At 55.7% G+C, this 17,900-nt stretch carries 15 protein-coding genes; 5 read left to right on the top strand and 10 right to left on the bottom strand.

Translation table 11 applies throughout. The features are described 5' to 3' along the window. Positions 1-173: 173 nt before the first annotated feature. The 5 genes from hxlB to tnpA all read right to left on the bottom strand — a co-directional run bounded on the left by hxlB (position 174) and on the right by tnpA (position 4,483). The gene (gene hxlB / locus PLN84_RS00395; protein WP_292385260.1) at positions 174-791 is read right to left on the bottom strand and encodes a 6-phospho-3-hexuloisomerase; all 618 of its coding nucleotides are present in this window, start codon (positions 789-791) and stop codon (positions 174-176) included. Positions 792-924: 133 nt separating this feature from the next. Beyond that, the gene (locus PLN84_RS00390; RefSeq protein WP_292385193.1) at positions 925-1,797 is read right to left on the bottom strand and encodes a methanogenesis marker 12 protein; all 873 of its coding nucleotides are present in this window, start codon (positions 1,795-1,797) and stop codon (positions 925-927) included. A 67-nt stretch (positions 1,798-1,864) separates the two neighbouring features. Continuing rightward, the gene (locus tag PLN84_RS00385; RefSeq protein ID WP_292385195.1) at positions 1,865-2,737 is read right to left on the bottom strand and encodes a DUF368 domain-containing protein; all 873 of its coding nucleotides are present in this window, start codon (positions 2,735-2,737) and stop codon (positions 1,865-1,867) included. 117 nt (positions 2,738-2,854) lie between these two features. Further along, positions 2,855-4,075: a transposase gene (locus tag PLN84_RS00380; protein WP_292385197.1), complete on the bottom strand. Its 1,221-nt coding sequence runs from the start codon at positions 4,073-4,075 to the stop codon at positions 2,855-2,857. Beyond that, positions 4,076-4,483 (bottom strand): IS200/IS605 family transposase, encoded by a 408-nt coding sequence (gene tnpA / locus PLN84_RS00375; protein WP_292385198.1) that lies wholly within the window; start codon positions 4,481-4,483, stop codon positions 4,076-4,078. Between the two features lie 390 nt (positions 4,484-4,873). Between tnpA and PLN84_RS00370 the strand changes: the two genes are divergently transcribed. From PLN84_RS00370 to PLN84_RS00360, 3 genes are all read left to right on the top strand, one after another. Beyond that, positions 4,874-5,806, top strand: a complete 933-nt coding sequence (locus PLN84_RS00370; RefSeq protein ID WP_292385200.1) for an NAD-dependent epimerase/dehydratase family protein — start codon at positions 4,874-4,876, stop codon at positions 5,804-5,806. Between the two features lie 74 nt (positions 5,807-5,880). Next, positions 5,881-7,035 carry a cofactor-independent phosphoglycerate mutase gene (locus PLN84_RS00365; RefSeq protein WP_292385201.1) on the top strand — a complete coding sequence of 385 codons (1,155 nt, stop codon included), beginning with the start codon at positions 5,881-5,883 and terminating at the stop codon, positions 7,033-7,035. A 73-nt stretch (positions 7,036-7,108) separates the two neighbouring features. Continuing rightward, positions 7,109-8,656 (top strand): beta-ribofuranosylaminobenzene 5'-phosphate synthase, encoded by a 1,548-nt coding sequence (locus PLN84_RS00360; protein WP_292385203.1) that lies wholly within the window; start codon positions 7,109-7,111, stop codon positions 8,654-8,656. Positions 8,657-10,107: 1,451 nt separating this feature from the next. Here the strand turns inward: PLN84_RS00360 and PLN84_RS00355 are convergent. The 5 genes from PLN84_RS00355 to PLN84_RS00335 form a co-directional block, all read right to left on the bottom strand. Continuing rightward, positions 10,108-10,638, bottom strand: coding sequence for a metal-dependent hydrolase (locus tag PLN84_RS00355; protein WP_292385205.1), 531 nt, complete (start codon positions 10,636-10,638; stop codon positions 10,108-10,110). Between the two features lie 343 nt (positions 10,639-10,981). Then, on the bottom strand, positions 10,982-12,106 hold the full coding sequence (locus PLN84_RS00350; protein WP_292385206.1) for a glycosyltransferase family 4 protein: 1,125 nt from the start codon (positions 12,104-12,106) through the stop codon (positions 10,982-10,984). 10 nt (positions 12,107-12,116) lie between these two features. After that, the gene (locus PLN84_RS00345; RefSeq protein ID WP_292385208.1) at positions 12,117-13,295 is read right to left on the bottom strand and encodes a glycosyltransferase family 4 protein; all 1,179 of its coding nucleotides are present in this window, start codon (positions 13,293-13,295) and stop codon (positions 12,117-12,119) included. Between the two features lie 57 nt (positions 13,296-13,352). Beyond that, positions 13,353-13,799 carry a hypothetical protein gene (locus PLN84_RS00340; protein ID WP_292385210.1) on the bottom strand — a complete coding sequence of 149 codons (447 nt, stop codon included), beginning with the start codon at positions 13,797-13,799 and terminating at the stop codon, positions 13,353-13,355. Then, on the bottom strand, positions 13,796-14,734 hold the full coding sequence (locus tag PLN84_RS00335) for a glycosyltransferase family 2 protein (protein ID WP_292385211.1): 939 nt from the start codon (positions 14,732-14,734) through the stop codon (positions 13,796-13,798). The genes PLN84_RS00340 and PLN84_RS00335 overlap by 4 nt, the downstream gene beginning before the upstream one ends. Positions 14,735-15,786: 1,052 nt before the next feature. Between PLN84_RS00335 and PLN84_RS00330 the strand changes: the two genes are divergently transcribed. Then, positions 15,787-16,923 carry an ATP-grasp domain-containing protein gene (locus PLN84_RS00330; RefSeq protein ID WP_300195571.1) on the top strand — a complete coding sequence of 379 codons (1,137 nt, stop codon included), beginning with the start codon at positions 15,787-15,789 and terminating at the stop codon, positions 16,921-16,923. Position 16,924: 1 nt separating this feature from the next. Continuing rightward, complete coding sequence (locus tag PLN84_RS00325; RefSeq protein ID WP_292385215.1) at positions 16,925-17,803, top strand: polysaccharide deacetylase family protein; 879 nt, start codon at positions 16,925-16,927, stop codon at positions 17,801-17,803. The last annotated feature ends 97 nt before the right edge of the window (positions 17,804-17,900 follow it).

The following is a 17,900-nucleotide window of genomic DNA, read 5'->3' as shown; positions in this document are numbered from 1 at the left end:
ACGCCTCTGCACCCGTTTCCGGACGCAACCTGCCCCCATGCGCGTGGAAACGCCGGTGCGGTCATGCTCGCCCGGAAACCTCGTGAACATCGGAGGCAAAGAAAGCAGGCCCTTATAAGAGAGATGGTCCTCCCGGCGGAGGAGACCATGATGCCGGGAGCCCCGGCCCCCGCCTACTGGACGTTCGCAAGACGGCTCTTGAGTTCATCGAGCGTGCAGTGCCGCACCTCCATCAGGGCGGAGACAATTGCGTCCGAAAAGACCAGTGCTGCGGTCTCAAAGAGGGTCCCCAGCGGGGCGAAGGATCCTGAGACCGATCGATACTGCCCGGTAAGCTGGCGGATCTCAAAGTCGTGCGGGATATCCGCATCCTTGAGGAGATCGTTCCCGATCTCAACGATGCAGTCGGCCATGCGGCCGATGTGCGAGTCCGGCGTCGACGTGACGAGACAGATCTTCCCCCCGATCTCCCGGGCGGTCTCGCATGCATCCACGACGGACCGGGTCTCACCCGAGCCTGAGAAGGCTATAAGAACGTCTCCGCGCCCGAACGCAGGCGTGATCGTCTCGCCGATGACGTAACTCTCAAACCCAAGGTGCATGAGGCGCTGGGCGAACGCCCGCGCGACGAGGCCGGAACGCCCGGCTCCGGCAAGGTAGATCCGTTTGGCGTAGAGAATCTCATCGAGAAGCTGACCTGCACTCTCCTGATCTATGGAACGTGCCGTCTCTTCGAGACGTGACGTCATCAGGAGCATGAGAGCTGCGATGTTGGGGCAGTCCGGTTGCATACCTGTCACTAATCCTCCCTCGTTGAATCCACTGTACTACCCGGCACCACATAAAAGGATACGAAACAGGAGGCCTCTCCGCCCGGATTTTCTCGGGGGACGAACCGGCCGCACCGGGAGAATGTAAAGACGGCTACCGCTCCACCGCGAGCCCGAGGACCCCGGTCGCTCCCGAGAAGACATCGCGGGCAATCCCGGCAAGCCCCCGGGCCGCACACCACTCGTCGTAGACGGCGACCTCCCGGGAGAGGAGAGCCCCGACCCCCGGCGCGATGGCGGGCGCCATGGAGCCGGCGAGGGCGACCTTTGCGCCGGGGTTGATGAGCAGCATCGCGGCACATTCCATCGCAGCAAACATGGCCATCGTCTCTACCCGAAGTTCAGGAGGCATCGTATGGTTCACGCCCGCACGAAGGAAGGAGTCGTTTGCGGAGGACTCGCCCCGGTCGATACGGCGAATGGCATCCACGTCGAGAGCGCCGTGCCGGGTGCCCGGCGCAAAGATGCAGGCATCGAACGCACCGGTGATCCGGCCGCCGGTCGAAAGAAGGGTGACGGTGTTCGAACTCGCGTCGCAGACCACGATATCCCCCCCCAGGTCGCGCGAGACCTCATACAGGATCCCGATCTTCTCGGGGCTCGCCTGGTGGGAGTAGGCCTTGAACCGCGAGTCGGTCGGCGATCCGCGGTGCAGCCCGGGGATCACCACGGCCGGAAGACCGCTTGCTCTGATCTCGTCGTAGACCCGGGTGCCGCCGCCGATGTGCTTGCCGGCGCCCTCCCGGGAGACGACCCCCCGGTTCTGGACCTTTCTGATATCGGTGATGGCCGAGATTCCGTCGCCCATCGAGTAGCAGACGGCAATACCCTCGATCTCGTCGAGAGGAGAGAGGCGGCCGAGGTCGCCGGCCGAGAACTGCCTGGCCTCTTCACGGGATATCTTGAACTCCTCGTTTCCGGTGGAGAAGCGCATCGCGGTAGTGCCGTGGTCGATGCCGATAAACATGATAGGTACCTCGTTGCCCTCCGGGTGGAAGTAAGGTTTCGGATCGCCCCAAAAAAAGAGGCAAAAATCAGGCACCGGTGCCCTGGTAGCGTCTCTTGAGATACTCCACCGCGCCGACGACGACGAGACCGGCTATGAAGAAGATCCAGCCGCCGGTCACCATATCCCCGGCCGCGGACCCCGTCTCCCAGAGCATCCGCGATGAGCCGAGCATCAGCCCGGTGAGCAGGGCAAGCATTGCCCCGTGGTAGGTCTCGAGAAGATACTTGAGGGCCTTTGTAAAGAGGAGGAGTCCTGTAACCCCACCGGCGATGTAGGCGACGATCTCGGGGAGGGAGAGGGCCCGGAGCGCCGCAAGCATGAACTCGTACTGGTTAAGGACCAGAGTTATGTAGGCCCCCGAGATCCCGGGGAGGATCATGGCACAGAGCGCCGCCATCCCGGTGAGGAAGAGGACCGGCAGGGAGTGACCGACATTAAAGTGCCCGAGACCCCCGAGGAGGTACCCGCCGCCGATCCCGACGGCGAGATAGGCGAGGGTGGCCGCATTCGGAGAGCGGATCTCAAGGAAGATAACGACCGCAGAGGCGATGATCAGACCGAGGAAGAAGGAGTAGGTCTCGACCGCGTGGTCGGTAAGGAGCAAGAGGATCACCCCGGACATCACGAGGAAGGCGGTGCCGATCCCGGCAAGGAGGACGATGAGGAAGGGGAGATCTATTTTTTCAAGGTCTGCCCTGAGAGAGCCGAAGTCGCCCTTGAGGAGATGTTTCACCGAGGCCGGGTCAACGCTGCCGATGGCTCCGACCAGCCGCTCGTAGATCCCGGTGATGAGAGCGATCGTCCCCCCCGAGACGCCGGGAATGATGTCGCAGGCCCCCATAGCGAGACCGCGCAGGTAGATCCCGGCGTGTTCCCGCAGGTCCGGACGCGGACTCATGACCCAACTCTCCGGGTTCGCATGCGGGCTTCTTCATCGCTGTGGTTGATGGACGCCTGTATGCTGAAAGCGGCCGGAGGCCGATCAGCACCATCACGGATGCATACCGTTCTCAATTCAACTGCTCCTTATCACTTCAGTATAGTGAACTACCCCGCGCCTCTCGGGCGGGGCTTCCTGCTTCATCAATAATACTTGCATCACATTTCTGTGATGTAGCGGTATTACCTCTACAGGCTCAAAGGGCTGTTCCATCCCCACGCGGTGAATGTTCACCGCAGCATTATAATCTCGATCTGCAATAAATCCACAGTATGGACATTCGTGGATTCGATCAGAAAGTGTCTTTTTCACGATACTTCCACAGTTTGAACACATTTGAGAAGTATTCCGGGGATCGACTTTAATGATATTCGTACCAGCACTTTCAGCCTTGTACATAAGATAAGAATAGAATCGACCCCATGAAGCATCATGAATACTCCGATGCAACCCTGTGGAATTACCTTTCTCTTTAAGTCGTTTGATATCTAAATCTTCAATACATACGGTCGCATACGTATCAACGTAGTATCGAGACAATTTGTGAAGAAAATCTTTCTTTTGATTCGTAACATGCTCATACACCTTCGATAACTTACATTCCGCTTTCTTCCAGTTTTGCGAAAACTTCTGTTTCCGAGACACACTCCGATGTAATTTACGAATTTTCTTCAACGAATGTTCATAGAATCGAGGATTCTCAATTACAACACCATCGCTATCGATAGCGAATGAAGTTAATCCAACATCAATTCCAACCGAACGCCCATCGCGTTTCGATGTCAAAACCTTTTGTTCAGTTTGAATAACTACGTACCATTTATCACGAGATCGTGTGATCAAAACTCCTTTTACGGTTCCCGAATATGGTCGATACATATCGAATGGAATCGTACCGATCTTCGAGAATGTAACCGTACCGTGTTCTCTATCGATCTTGAATCCTGATTGGTTGTAGTTAATCGTCCGATATCGAAACGTACTCTTGAACCGAAGTTTACCGATCTTTCGTCCGCGTTTCTTCATTTGAGAAAGAGCACGGATGTTACTCCAAAGTGTATAATTTACCATTTGAAGTGTTTTCGAATACACTTCATTCAGACGTGGATTCTCTTTCTTCAATGTAACAATCCGGGCTTGTAAATTTTGCATTGTTGGAGATATTCCATTTCCCCGTGATGTATTACACTCTTCAAGAAGTTTGTTGTAAAGCCACCTACAAGTATCAAGAGCGTTGTTGAGTCGTAATTCTACGACATCATTTGGATATGCCCGATACTTGTAGGAGGCGATCATTTATTTCTCCGTTTGGGATTCCACATACTCTTTTAAGACATCAAGACTAACTTGTCCCGATGTTGCAAGGAAATACGATGAAGACCAGAATGAATCTCCCCATAGTAGATTCTTTGTTTCCGGGAACTCTTGTCGTAATCTCCGTGAAGATACTCCTTTTATGACATTGACCGCATTAACGAGATTGGTTTTTGGAGTTGCTTTGAAGAGAAGATGATAATGATCTTCTGCGGGTTCTTGTGCAACCACATCAATACCCAATTCGGTTGACAAATCCCATACAATCTCTTTTAGACGTTCTCGAATATCATCGGAATACAACGCTTTCCGGCGATACTTCACTACTATCACCAAGTGATAATAGAGTGCGAAGACCGAATGCGCAGATTTATCAAGTTTATACTTCATATTGGGTATATAATATTATTACACCCAAAAAGTAGATATACTTATCGTAATGACGAAGGGGCTCCGCTTTCATCCCCGGCCTAAAGACCGGGGACTTCTCGCTTCGCCCCTTCAACCCCACAAGTTAAAAGCATTCGTAAAAAACATGCCCCTACGCGGACTGTCCGGTCGTAGAATGGCCCCTGCACGAGTATTGATCTTTCCTATACTCCAGGGAGTCCCGGTTCTTTTTATCCTGCACGTATTCACCGTCCCGGTTGCCCGTCCATCCTGCTCCATCTCGCGGCAGCCGACCCCTGGCTCGTCCTCACCGTTCCGACCGTACGACCGATCGCCGATGGGCAAGACCGTCCATCCAGTAACCCTATAGCGTGGGAGGGAGATTACACTATGATGTTCTGTATCGTAACGGGCGGTGCCGGCTTCATCGGTTCGCACGTCGTCGATGCCCTGGTCGCGGCGGGAGACGACGTGCTGGTCATCGATGACTGCAGCGCGGGCACCGAGAGGAATCTCGCACGGCATGCGGCGGGCGGGCAGGTCACGTTCGTCAGGCAGAACCTGCTCGACGACGGCTGGCAGGAGCACTTCGCGGGGGCCGACCGGGTCTATCACATCGCCGCAGACCCCGATGTCCGGCAGAGCGCCGTGACCCCGGACTCCCAGATCAGAAACAATATCATGGCCACGCACCGAGTGCTCGAGGCGATGCGGGCGTACGGCGTGCCGGAACTGGTCTTCACCTCGACCTCGACCATCTACGGCGATGCCGCCGTCATCCCGACGCCGGAGACCTATACCCCGCTTGAGCCGATATCCGTCTATGGTGCGACGAAACTCGCCTGTGAGGCGCTGATATCGTCGTACTGCCACTCGTTTGGCATGACGGCATGGGTCTACCGATTTGCAAACATCATCGGCGAGAGGAGCGGCCACGGCGTCATCTCCGACTTCATCCGGAAGCTCCGCGAGAACCCGCGGGAACTCGAGATCCTCGGCGACGGCAGGCAGACGAAGTCCTACCTGGAGGTCGGAGGGTGCGTCCGGGCCGTGCAGTTCGGGATCGAACACTCGCACGACACGGTGAACACCTTCAACATCGGTTCCGAGGACTGGATCGACGTTGTCAGGATCGCCGATATCGTCACGGAAGAGATGGGGCTTTCCGGCGTCCGCTACCGGTTCACCGGCGGCGCACGCGGCTGGGTCGGGGATGTGCCCAGAATGCAGCTCTCGGTCGAGAGACTCAAGAGTCTCGGCTGGCGGTGTCCTACCACGTCGGAAGAGAGCGTGCGCACGGCGGTCCGCGCCATGCTCGGATAACGGGGACGCGGCACCCCCTCCAATAGCGACCGGGTCAGGGTTTCAGGCACTATCTGGATTGCACAAGGGTTTACATGAAATACATCATTGTTCTCGGAGACGGCATGGCGGACGAGCCGCTTGCCGAACTGGGGGGCAGGACACCCCTCGAATATGCAGAAAAACCGAATATGGACAGGATCGCCCGGGAGGGCCGGTGCGGGATGCTCAGGACCGTCCCGGAGGGATTTGAGCCGGGGAGTGATATCGCGAACCTCTCCATCCTGGGCTACGACCCCCACACCGCCTATACCGGGAGAGGGCCGCTCGAGGCGGCAAGCATGGGCATCACCCTCCGCGACGGCGAGATGGCCTACCGGTGCAACCTGGTCACGATCCGGGACGGGGTCATGGAGGACTTCAACGCCGGGCACATCTCCAGCGCCGAAGGCGCCGAACTCCTCCGCGATCTGGACGCCGCGCTCGGGGACGTCCGGGTCTATCCCGGGGTCAGTTACCGGAACCTGATGGTCGTGGCCGGGGCAGACGGTGCCCTGACCACCCCTCCCCACGATATCGTCGGTCAACCGGTCACCGGCTACCTCCCGCGCGGAGACGATGCCGGCATCCTCCTCGACTGCATGGAACGGTCCCGGGAAGTCTTTGCCGACCACCCGGTCAACCGGCGCCGCCTGCAGGAGGGAAAGGCCCCGGCCACCGACGTCTGGCCGTGGAGCGGCGGGAGAAGGCCGTTCCTTGCGCCCTTCCGCGAGAAGTACGGCCTTGCCGGCGCCGTGATCTCCGCAGTCGATCTCCTGAGCGGCATCGCCCGCCTCGCCGGGATGGAGGTGATCCGCGTCCCGGGCGCAACCGGGTTCCTCGACACCGACTACGAGGCGAAGGCCCGGTACGCGGTCGATGCCCTTGACCGCCTCGACTTCGTCTACATGCACGTCGAGGCCCCTGACGAAGCCGGACACATGGGAAGCGTGGAGGAGAAGGTGCGGGCGATCGAGCGGCTCGACGAGGCGGTCGGGATTATCCTGGACCGGCCGGAGACGATTGTTGCGGTCCTCCCCGATCACCCGACACCGATACGGATTAAGACTCACACCGCGGACCCAATACCGTTTGCGGTACTCGGGAAGGGGAAGGATGGTGTTGTCGCGTTCTCCGAGCGCGAGGCGGCGAAGGGATCGTTGGGGCTCATGCAGGCGCCGGACCTCCTCACCCTGCTCTTTTCACGGTAAATCGGGCCGGGAACGGGGCGGCATTCTCCGGCACCACCTTTTTGTAGTCCCTGTACACATCACGTACTCAGGTATGAAACCCCTGACGGCAGACAGAATCGGCGAGAGGATACGGGAGATCGAACAACGTATAGGAAGGCTCTCCCCGATGCAGAAAGTCCTCATCGGGACGGACGGATCAGTGACAAACCTCCTCGAGATGGCGACCGGTCACTCCGTCACCATCACCACCCGTCTTCAGGAGGTCATCGGCGCCGACCCGAAGATCGCGGCGGCACTTAATATCGAGCCGGGCGACGAGGTCAACTACCGTGTCGTGGAGTTAAAGGACAGCGTTACGGGAGAGACCCTCATCTACGCGGTCTCCTGCACCCCGCTCCGGCGGCTTGCCCCGGAGTTCAGGCAGGACCTCATGCGGGCGGATATCCCCATCGGCAGGATCCTCTCCCGCCACCGGATAGAGTCGCGCCGGGAGATCACGGACGCCCGCGTCGTCCCGGCCGGTACGGACCTGGCGCGGACGTTCAATGTCCATCGGTGCGAATCGATGCTCTCCAGGAAATACCGGATCATCCACCGCGAAGAACCGCTGATAGCGATTGAGGAGATCTTCCCCTGCACGGCGTTTGCGGACGAGATCCGGGTGCTGGTCGATGCCCCATCCCGGATCCACATCACCCTGCTCGATATGAACGGTGCCTCGGGGAGGGTGGATGGCGGGGTCGGGGTCACCCTCGACGAGCCAGGGTGCGTGCTCGATGCACGGAAGAGCACGGATATCGACGTGCGCGGCGGCGATGAGACGGCCCGCCACAGGGTTGCCGGGGCCGCCCGGGCGGTGAGGGAAGGACTCGCGCTCCCGGGCGGCGCGGAGTTCACGCTGCACGCCTCCGCCAGGCAGCACGCCGGGCTCGGGAGCGGGACACAGGTTGCGCTTGCCGCGGCCGCCGCCCTCTGCCGGCTCTACGACCGGAACGTCCCGGCATTCGACCTTGCGCGGATCGTCGGGCGCGGCGGGACCTCCGGGATCGGCACGGCGGCGTTCGAGCAGGGCGGGTTCATCCTGGACGGCGGGCACCGGTTCGGCTCTATTGGGGGCAAGCAGGAGTTCCGTCCCTCGGCGGCATCACGGGGTATCGCACCGCCGCCGGTCCTCGCCCGGCACCGGTTCCCGGAAGACTGGCGCATCCTGCTGGTGACGCCGGAGGTCGGTGCGGGGGCGCACGGGGGAAGGGAGGTCGATATCTTCCGCACGCACTGCCCGGTGCCGCTCGAGGAGGTGCGGGAACTCTGCCACGAGGTGCTCATGCGGATGATCCCGGGGCTTGTCGAGCACGATCTCGACCTCTTTGGCTCGGCGGTCAATAGGACACAGGCCCTGGGATTCAAGAAAGTCGAGGTAGCCATGCAGCACCCGGTCGTCTCCTCGCTCCTCGAGGCGATGGTGCAGGCCGGCGCTGCCGGGGCGGGCCTGAGTTCGTTCGGACCGACGGTCTACGCCGTAGGGGATACGGACATGCAGGATGCGGCAGGGGCGGCGACGGAGGTGCTCGGGGATGGCGGGGGGTCGGTGATACTTACGAAGGCGAGAAACTGCGGGGCGAATGTGCGGGCCGGGTGAGAACCCATAGTGAATGTAGCGGTGATTCTGTCCCTCGTCAGGTAATTGATAGCATCTGCGCCAACCCTCATGCGCGTATCAAATTACAACCATTTAATCATCAACTCCCGGCTGCAATTCAGGAGAGTTGACGAGAGGCTGCGTTCGCATGGAATGGCTCCAAATTGTTGTGTCCAGTGAGCTGCCACGCCACAGTGCTGGGCGTACCTCTTTGTTAATGGATTCTGCGACCTGCAAACAGAGAACCGTCGATGGTTGCACGCTCTCGATCCAGAGAGCATGCACACCTCCCGGAGGCCACAGCACCCGAAATTGAATAGCACACCTGCACCTCACGAGGACACCACACTCTTTTTGCGGTAACGTGGCTGGGAACGTGCAGGAAGTTGTCGTCTTTATCTTTCAGGATCATGGGCCGAGGAGCCCCCCGACTTGAGTCGGGGGAGGAATCGGCCCCCCGCATATCCCGATACACTTTCACCCCGCAGGGACGCCCATTATGTCGGATGAGCACGAAGAGAGATCTGGTTGCGCCGCAGAAGGCACGAAGCAGGAACCCTCTCCTGTGGATTACCGTTCCATGCGATTGGCGCAAACGACACCACAGTGCAGCGATCTTGCTGCCAGGGCCGCCGTCAACCGGCCTATTGCGGTCCGCTCCCCCGACGCCGGGGGAGAGGTGGAATCGCAAGCCTACAAAGAGCATGATGCCACCCACGGCAGCATGCCCCCGACTTCAGTCGGGGGTAGTTGACTGAGATGACCGAGGGGAGAAGGGAGGATGCAAGCAACAAAGACCATTCAACGGACGACCGAGTCGAAACGGACTCCGGAAGTGAGACGGCATTAATTCTTTTCTGATTATACCCCCTCTCATCAGGATAGAGCAATTTAACCAGAAGGTGCATGGCATATTATCGAATAATCAGACTGCATATTATCGAACAATCAGACTGAGTTGTCCACTTTGCTGCCCGCAGCTACAGATACCATATCTTTGTGAGGGGTTCCCCCAAGTGCGGAGATTCGGCAGTGTAGTAATTTAATGTGGCAGTGGTCATATTGGCGATGCAGAGCATCCGGTACCCGAGGAACGGGTGGATAGCACCATCCAAACACTTGCATCAGGAGATTGTATCCGATCAGGTCGTTGTGGTTGTGAGGATGTATGAGACCTGCGCTCTGGATGATACTCGGGCTGCTGGGTCCATAAGAAGGGGACCAACGTATACCCATCCACGACGTCGGGCCCCTCTGACCTGACGAACTCCCGGAGCATCACTTCTCAAGCAGGACTGATGTGGGTACTGTGAGATCATGAACCAATAGGGCAGTTGGTCACCTCAAAGTCGTCAATGCAACTGGTTTTCACGGCGTTGCCCTCCTGGTATCAGTTGGAGCGTACGATGCTCAGGCCATGTCCAAAAACCCGTAGCAAAGAATTCTGTCCGTCAGGCGCGTGACAGCCCTTCTCGATGAACTCGAGTGAGAAGCACCGCTACAAGTAGGCAGACCGCGACGATGAGCACATTCGAATTCGCAACGCCGAACCAGTCCCAGTCTCCTGAAAATATAGGAAGCATGAGTTTCTCGCTTGAAAATGGCCAGAGATATGGATAACCCGGCGGGGAGTATACCAATACATCTTCAAGCAGATGGGACCCAAACCCAATTCCTGCAAAAGAGACTGCAAGGATAAATTTAACTCCTGTTCGTGATAGGATAAGCCCTGTTCCCACGGCAAAGAGAACGAGGCATCCAATTGTATGAAACGAGCCGTGGAATGGAAGAGGCAACACCAGAAGACCGGAAGCGAAGAGCTCAGGCACTACCCGATGCAGGAAATCGACCGTTATATCGATATCAGGCGCCATCGCGCCAACTACGATAATCCAGGAACGATCTCTTTCCTTTGTTTCTCGCGTTATCATGCCGGCCAGGACCGCGATACCTATTCCAAAAATAATGTGCTCAATGAACATTCGCCCCTCCGGAAGCCTAACCGACTTCCCAAGTGTATTTCCCAAGTTTAAAACATACCCCTCGCCCGGCACCACAAGTGGCAGAGGACATCTCAAAATCTCTCTGCCGGGAGGGGAGGGTCACCCCTCCCGATTCCCCAAGGCGCGATATCCTTGAGGGAAGCCGTATCTACGAATCTGATAGCCGGGTATGGCTTAACTCTCCGCAAACGTTCGTAAAGATACCCCGAACCATGTGGACTTTCAGTTGCTGAATACTTTTGAGATGACATCATAACCAAGAGGATTACTCCCTCAACGGCAAGCACGTTAGCGGGGTTTTACGAAAATTTTTCAACCCAATTTACATCACTCTCAGCACTTCTTCCCAACGGGCAACTGTTGATTCAAAAGAGAAATTCTCCTCAACAAACTGCTTTCCGCTCTTTGCGATCAGGTCCAGGTCCGGGGAATCCAGCGCCCGAATAACATTCTCTGCGATACACTCCGGGGAGTTGTTCTCCATGATAAATCCGGTTATCCCATCCACAATAACGTCTGGTACCGCCCCAACCGCCGTCGCAAGCACCGGAGTTCCGCAGGCCATAGCCTCAAGCATGATGTTCGGGAGCCCTTCGGTGTAGGAGGGGAGGACGAGGAGGCGGAGCTGGTTCAGGTACCTGGGGAGATCGTCGCGGGAGACCCAGCCAGGGAGGTCGACGCGGGCGGCGACCCCCCCTTCCCGCAGGGAGGCCGAAATCGCCTCCCGCAACTCCCCGTCCCCGCCGATAAGCACGCGAAGATCCTCCCGGTTGCCAAGGAGGAGGAGGAGGGCCAGGGCGAAGTTCCGGGCGCCTTTCTCCTCAGTCAGCCGGCCGATATAACCGAGGAGGGGAGGGCGGTCAGGCAAGGGCGTGGTGATGGTGAAGGTCGTGAAATCCAGGAAATGTTCATGGGCAATGAGGATTTTGTGGCGGTATTTCTCGAGGTTCCACTCGGAAATTAGCAGTGAACTATAGACAATAAGTTTATCGGCTAGGATGCGGTTAATCTCTGAAAATAGGCGGAATATCGCTATTATACCGCCATTTCCAGATTCCAACGATTTTAAGTCGGAACCTGCAAACAACAATATGGCCGGTTTTTGTGTGATTTTTGCAGATATTATTGGCAATACTAACGATTCTCCACCTATAAAGAACAACCAACTGTCGACATTTTTTGCCATTAGATACACGGACATAGAAATTCTTATTTGCGTAATGGCATATGATATGGCCCTACCGAATAGGCTTTGTTTCAATTGATGATATATATTTACTGACTGAATTCTGGTGTCTATGTTGGCAATTTTTGATCCGTCGTTTCCGGTTATAACATATAGCAGATTATCTGACTGTTTTAGTAGTATATTTATGAGATTCGACAATGGTTCGACTCCAGCTCGGGCTATTGGAAATGTTATTACTCCAATTCTTCTCTGTGTCACAATAATCACGTCAGATGAGATCTAAATAAACGCTCTCTGTTTTATCTGAGACTGTCTCCCAAGAATACTCTTTCGAGAGTATTTCTCCAGTCTTGCCAAGTCTGTCACGAAGCGATTCTGAGTCGCACAGACACGAAATTTTCTCAGCGAGGTCATCAGGATCTCTGGGGATTGTCAACAGGCCATTTATACCATCTTTAACAACATCGGGAACTCCTCCCACACTCGAAGCTACCACAGGTAAACCGCTAGCCATAGCCTCTAGATTTACAATCCCAAAACTTTCTGTTAACGATGGCAGAACAAACAGATCTGAAGCCTTATAGTAAAGAGCCTTGGATTTGCTGGTAACGAATCCCAGGAATTTTACATTGTTCTGCAGGTTTAACTCTTCCGTCAACCGTTTCAAATCTTCTTCGATGATACCTTTTCCTCCGATGAGCAACAATGTGTTCGGATGCTGTTTCACAACGTGAGCCATCGCCGTTATTAATACGTTAGGCCCCTTGTGCGGGTGTAGCGACCCCATATAAAGCAATATCTTCTTTTCCATGGGTAAATTCAAGATGTCCCTACATTCACCTTTAGATTGAGGAATCTGAAATTCCTGTAGATTTAAGCCATTGGGTATGATTACTATTTTATCTCGATACTTTTTCAAATTCTCCGATACATCTACAAATGATTTTGAAGGTGCGATATTTATGTCGCTCTTGGAGAGAAGCCAATCACAGATTAGATTGTTGTATAAGAACACCCCTGCTCTACGACGAAATGTACCAAAGCCTCCAATCCACTCTGCGTGATGCGTAATTACAAACGGGATGTTCTTCCTTTTGGCGTATATGGCACCTCCTAGCGGGGCGGGGAGGCCACCAGCGTGCGAATGTACAATATCGAGATCGACGCTTGAGAAAAACGGTCTAATTAAATGCTTTAAAGCAATGGAGCCCTGGCCAACCGTAAAATTGGACTTGTACCGTATTACCGATATATTACCATATCTAGATAGGGAGCCATCCTCATTTTGTGCCGTAGTAAACACATAGACTTCATGGCCCCGTTTCGCCATTTGAACTGCAAGGTTATATGCGACTATTCCAGCCCCTCCTGGAGAGGACTGCTTAAGAATCTTCCCTGTAATTGGGTTTTGATATGGAAACATGTCTATGAAATATCCAATCCTCATAGTCCGCTCACCGGGTAGATCCACACATTCGCACTCTGATTTCCTCCCATGAAAATATCAGACATTTAACGCAAACATAAACAATAACCGAACTTGATTCATTGGTCTAAAACTTTCCACTGGTTCGCATGAACCAGTACCGCGCAGGATTTTAAGAGTGATCTCTGGTGCACATCTCTCGCCAATGACCGCAGGGTCATGGAGTTTAATAACCATAGGTTCGCACAAATCCTCAGCAACCCGTTTATTTAGCGAAATCAGAATACATTTCTTAGTTCTATTTATGATTCTTTTGGGCAGAGATCTTGATACCGACTTTTTTAAGACGTATTTCCCGGTCATATCATTGGTTTTGAAAGGATCCTCATGCGTCCATCCTGCTCCCTGCTTTGTCACCGACAGTTCCAAGACATGTCCCATCGGGCAACTGGCGGAATAGCCGGGAACTTGCAGACCATATCCCGTGGTAAGTCCCGACCTGATCTCAGGCACAGCCGCAATCATGGTGAACCCCTCCCGGCTGCCGCAGAACTCTTCGTAATCATCACCAACGAGTTCAAAATCAACCCCGACGTCACGAGCAGCAGCCCGAGGATCAGCGCCGCAAACCCCCCGGTGAAGACGATATAGTGGAACTGCCCGATCCGGTAGTACTCCGAGAAGGTGTAGAACTCCGCCCCGATCCCGAACAGCGTGACGAAGAGCCCCGAGATCCCGAAGGAGAGGAGGGGCCGCTTGTACCCGATCAGCCCCACGATCCGGGCGAGCACCCCAAAGCCGTGGGAGACCGGGTTCTTCTTGTGCTTGTGGGGGACGTCGTAGGTGACCGAGATCGGGACCTCGGTCATCTTCAGGCCGAGAGGGGCGAAGTGGGCGATCATGTCTGACTCGATGTTGTAGCCCTCCGACACGAAGGTCAGGTTCTCAAGGGCCCTCCGGGAGAGAGCCCGGAAGCCCGACTGGGAGTCGGTGGTCGCGAAGGTCCCGCCGTCCACCGAGAGGTTCGTGAACCCGTTGAGAACCTTCTGCCCGGCGATGCGGTACTTCGGGATCTCGGCCTGGATCTCAAGGAACCGGGAACCAATGACCAGGTCGGCCTCGCCCGCGAGGACCGGGGCCGCCACCGCCGGGATCTGGGCAGGGTTGTGCTGGCCATCACCGTCGAGCATCACGACAGCCTCGTAGCTGAGGGCCCGGGCCCAGGCGAACCCGGCCATCATCGCCTTCGCCTTCCCCCCGTTCTCCGGCATCTCGATGACGTCGGCACCGGCGAGCCGGGCGATATCAGCGGTCCGGTCAGCCGAGCCGTCGTCGACGACGATGACGTGGTCGGCGTGCTGCCGTGCCTGGAGGACGACCGATCCGATCACCAGGCCCTCGTTGTAGGCCGGGATGACCGCGGCGATGTGATCCCCATGGTAGCGGGATTTCGCTGCCACATGACTGGCTGCCTGAACTCGATCTTCAGCCAGTTGCGACAGGGCCACACTCTCCGCGCTGGATAACTGCCACTCAAACTGCAGAAAAAACTCCTCCACACGCTGCTCTTCCTCTGGTCTGTCACTGCCCAATGGATTGAAGAAAGTGACGGCCCCATTTCTTGATAGAAACGAGCGAAGAGGGATGGAAATCTCCTGGCAGTTGACCAGCGACTACACTATTGTTCAGTATATAAATAACTTTCTGTCAATCAGATCAAGAGACTACTGAGACAATCAACGAGGGAAAACATGGGTTTTCACCCGGAAGTTATTCAATCCAGAGTATCGAAAGCACTTTCGGCCTCGGATCCCGGGCAGATTTTAGGTGACCGGCAGATCCCTGCACTATACAACACCTTCGTTCCACGGAGCAACCATTTAGAAGATATTTGACAGTGTGCCCTTGTCTCAGTGGGATTGCATCAACCCCCGGCAGGCAGGATAACCGGGAAAATAAAGGCTTGTGCAACCGGCTTGGAGATTTCCGTTAATAATCGAGCGATTTTCCATGTTGGGCCAGAGTCTACTGGTTCCTAGAAGGTGGTGTATGCCAGTCGTAACGGTATCTGCCCTGCTCCAAGGGGGCAGTCGGAGTAGTTGCAGGAATGCTAGCTGCTACCAGTCAACTACCCACCCCTAAAGGGGTGGGCTTCCTGCCTGTTTGGTCGTGAAACATCGACAACCGTCGTCGCCGGGGTGACACTCGTGCTGGCACACCGCAACCGGATAACCACAAGGCGCGAGAAGACTTTGGGGCAGTCGGCCCGGGTGTGGATCGTTTCTTCAAGACAGACAGGACATGTCTGACGATCACAATCCGTCTCAGATTTCCGGTCATAAAGACAGGGAAACTCAGGATCCAAAAGGGTGTCGCCATACACTATCAGTTGGGGATATACTTCAGGGGCGCAGGTATTAATAGTCAAACGGTATCTACCACACTCCAAAGCGTGTAGGGAGTTGGAGGGGGAGGATTGAGTCGGGGAACCGTCTTTGTAACCGACGCACAGATGCGGAGTTCTCTTGCGGTAATTAGGTCGCTTGGGAAACAGGGATTGGATGTAACTGCAGGCGAGGAGACGAGATATGCAACAGGTGCTTTTTCGCGATACTGTAACCGGAGGCTGGTATATCCCTCACCGAAGAGAAAGGAGGAGCAATTCATAGAGTATCTCCTTGAAACCCTGAGATCAACGGAGACCGATGCGATATTTCCGGTTGCCGACGCCTGTTTAAAACCCATTATCGATCACGAAGAGGAGATCTCCCGGTACACCCAGATCGCCCTGCCACCCCGTGACATCTTCATGAAGGGCTACGATAAAGGAGTGACCCTCCGTATCGCCCTCGACAACGGCATTCCATGTCCGCGAACATTCTTCCCGGAGAATCCGGACGACGCAGCCAGGATCGCCGGGGAGATCGACTACCCGGTCGTCGTAAAACCCCGGGTGAGTTCAGGTAGACGGGGAGTAAGGGTCTGCAGAGATCCGGAAACTCTAATCCAAGCGTATGCGGCCTCAGCATCAGAGTTTGGCCCGGTGGTAATCCAGGAATTCATACCCTATGGTGGGGAGCTTGGGGTCTACACCCTCCTCAATGAGAGATCTGAACTACGTGCAGTGACCGTCCAGAGACGGATCCGTTCCTACCCGATCTCCGGTGGGGCAAGCACCCTCCGGGAGACCATTAAGGACGAACGCTCCCAGGCAGCTACGGAGATCGCCCTCCATCTCCTGAAGGCAATGCGATGGTCCGGGGTTGCAATGGTGGAGTTCCGGATCGATGCCCGCGACGGAAGCCTCAAACTCATGGAGGTGAACCCCCGCTTCTGGGGCTCGCTGCACCTCTCGATCCTGAGTGGTGTGGACTTCCCCTACCTCCTCTACCAGATGCTCAGGGATGGAGATGTCGAACCGGTTCCAGATTATCAGGAGGGAGTGGAGTGTCGCTGGCTCCTTCCTGGGGATATTCTCTGGTACCTTAGCGCCCCAAAGACTTGGCAGAACCTCAAAGAATTTCTCAGGTTTAACACGCCGGATGATATTCTTTCGCTTCACGATCCTGGGCCTACACTGGGTTTCGTACTTGCCACAGCACGCTACGCACTTGACTCTGAGATGTGGAGATTTGTCCTGAGACGATAACATGTGGATCAACGCACTCAGTATCGACCTTGAGTTCTGGTGGTGCAACGAGTTCCTGACAGAGTATCTGCCCTCGGATCGAGAGGATATGTTCAAGGAATCGTTGCGACCGATCTTTGCACTACTCGGCGCATTCAACGTTAAGGCGACGTTCTTTGTCCTTGGCGCCGTCGCAGAGAAATATCCTGAGGTCGTCCACGAGGTCTACCAGAGCGGTCACGAAATTGCGTGTCACGCCTACTCCCATAAACCGCTCTACTCGATGGACCAGAGGGAATTTGAGGGAGAACTCAAAAAATCCCTTGAACTGCTCGCCGACTACAACCCAATCGGATTCCGGGCGCCATCGTTCTCCCTGAACAACAGGACAAAGTGGGCGCTCGAGACGCTAGAGAAGTACGACTTCCAGTATGACTCGAGCATCTTCCCGGTGAGGACGCAACTCTACGGTGTGCCAGACGCACCTATTGGTATTTACCGGCCTTCCAGGGATGATATCACCGTCCACGATCCTGAAGGCTCGATCATCGAGTTTCCTCTCTCCATAGTCAAACTCGGCATAAACATCCCGATATCCGGGGGATTTTATCTCCGTGCCCTTCCAAAAGAGTTCCTCTCCTGGGGTGTCAGCAGGGTAGCCTCGAAGAGACCGGCAAACATCTATTTTCATCCCCATGACCTCTATCCGGGCCCTCCTCCGCTTGAAGTGCCATTTGTATCCCGTTTCATTACCTACCACGGTGTCCATACAGCACTTGGTAAACTCATCGTGCTCATGATGAAGTTCACATTCATGCCTATAGGAACGCTTCTCGATGAACTCTCACTGCTGTCCCAGGATGCACGAGTCCCGGCGCCGCCTGCCATCGCCCGTAGGTAATATGGACAAGGATGAACTGACTTTCTCGCTGCTCCCCAAATCCCCGATACGGATTCAGCTCCCCGATGACACCAGTCATCGGCATCTGACTCGCTTA

This window comes from Methanoculleus sp. (assembly GCF_035363275.1).
GTDB lineage: Archaea > Halobacteriota > Methanomicrobia > Methanomicrobiales > Methanoculleaceae > Methanoculleus.
This window is presented reverse-complemented; position numbering and strand designations above follow the sequence as displayed.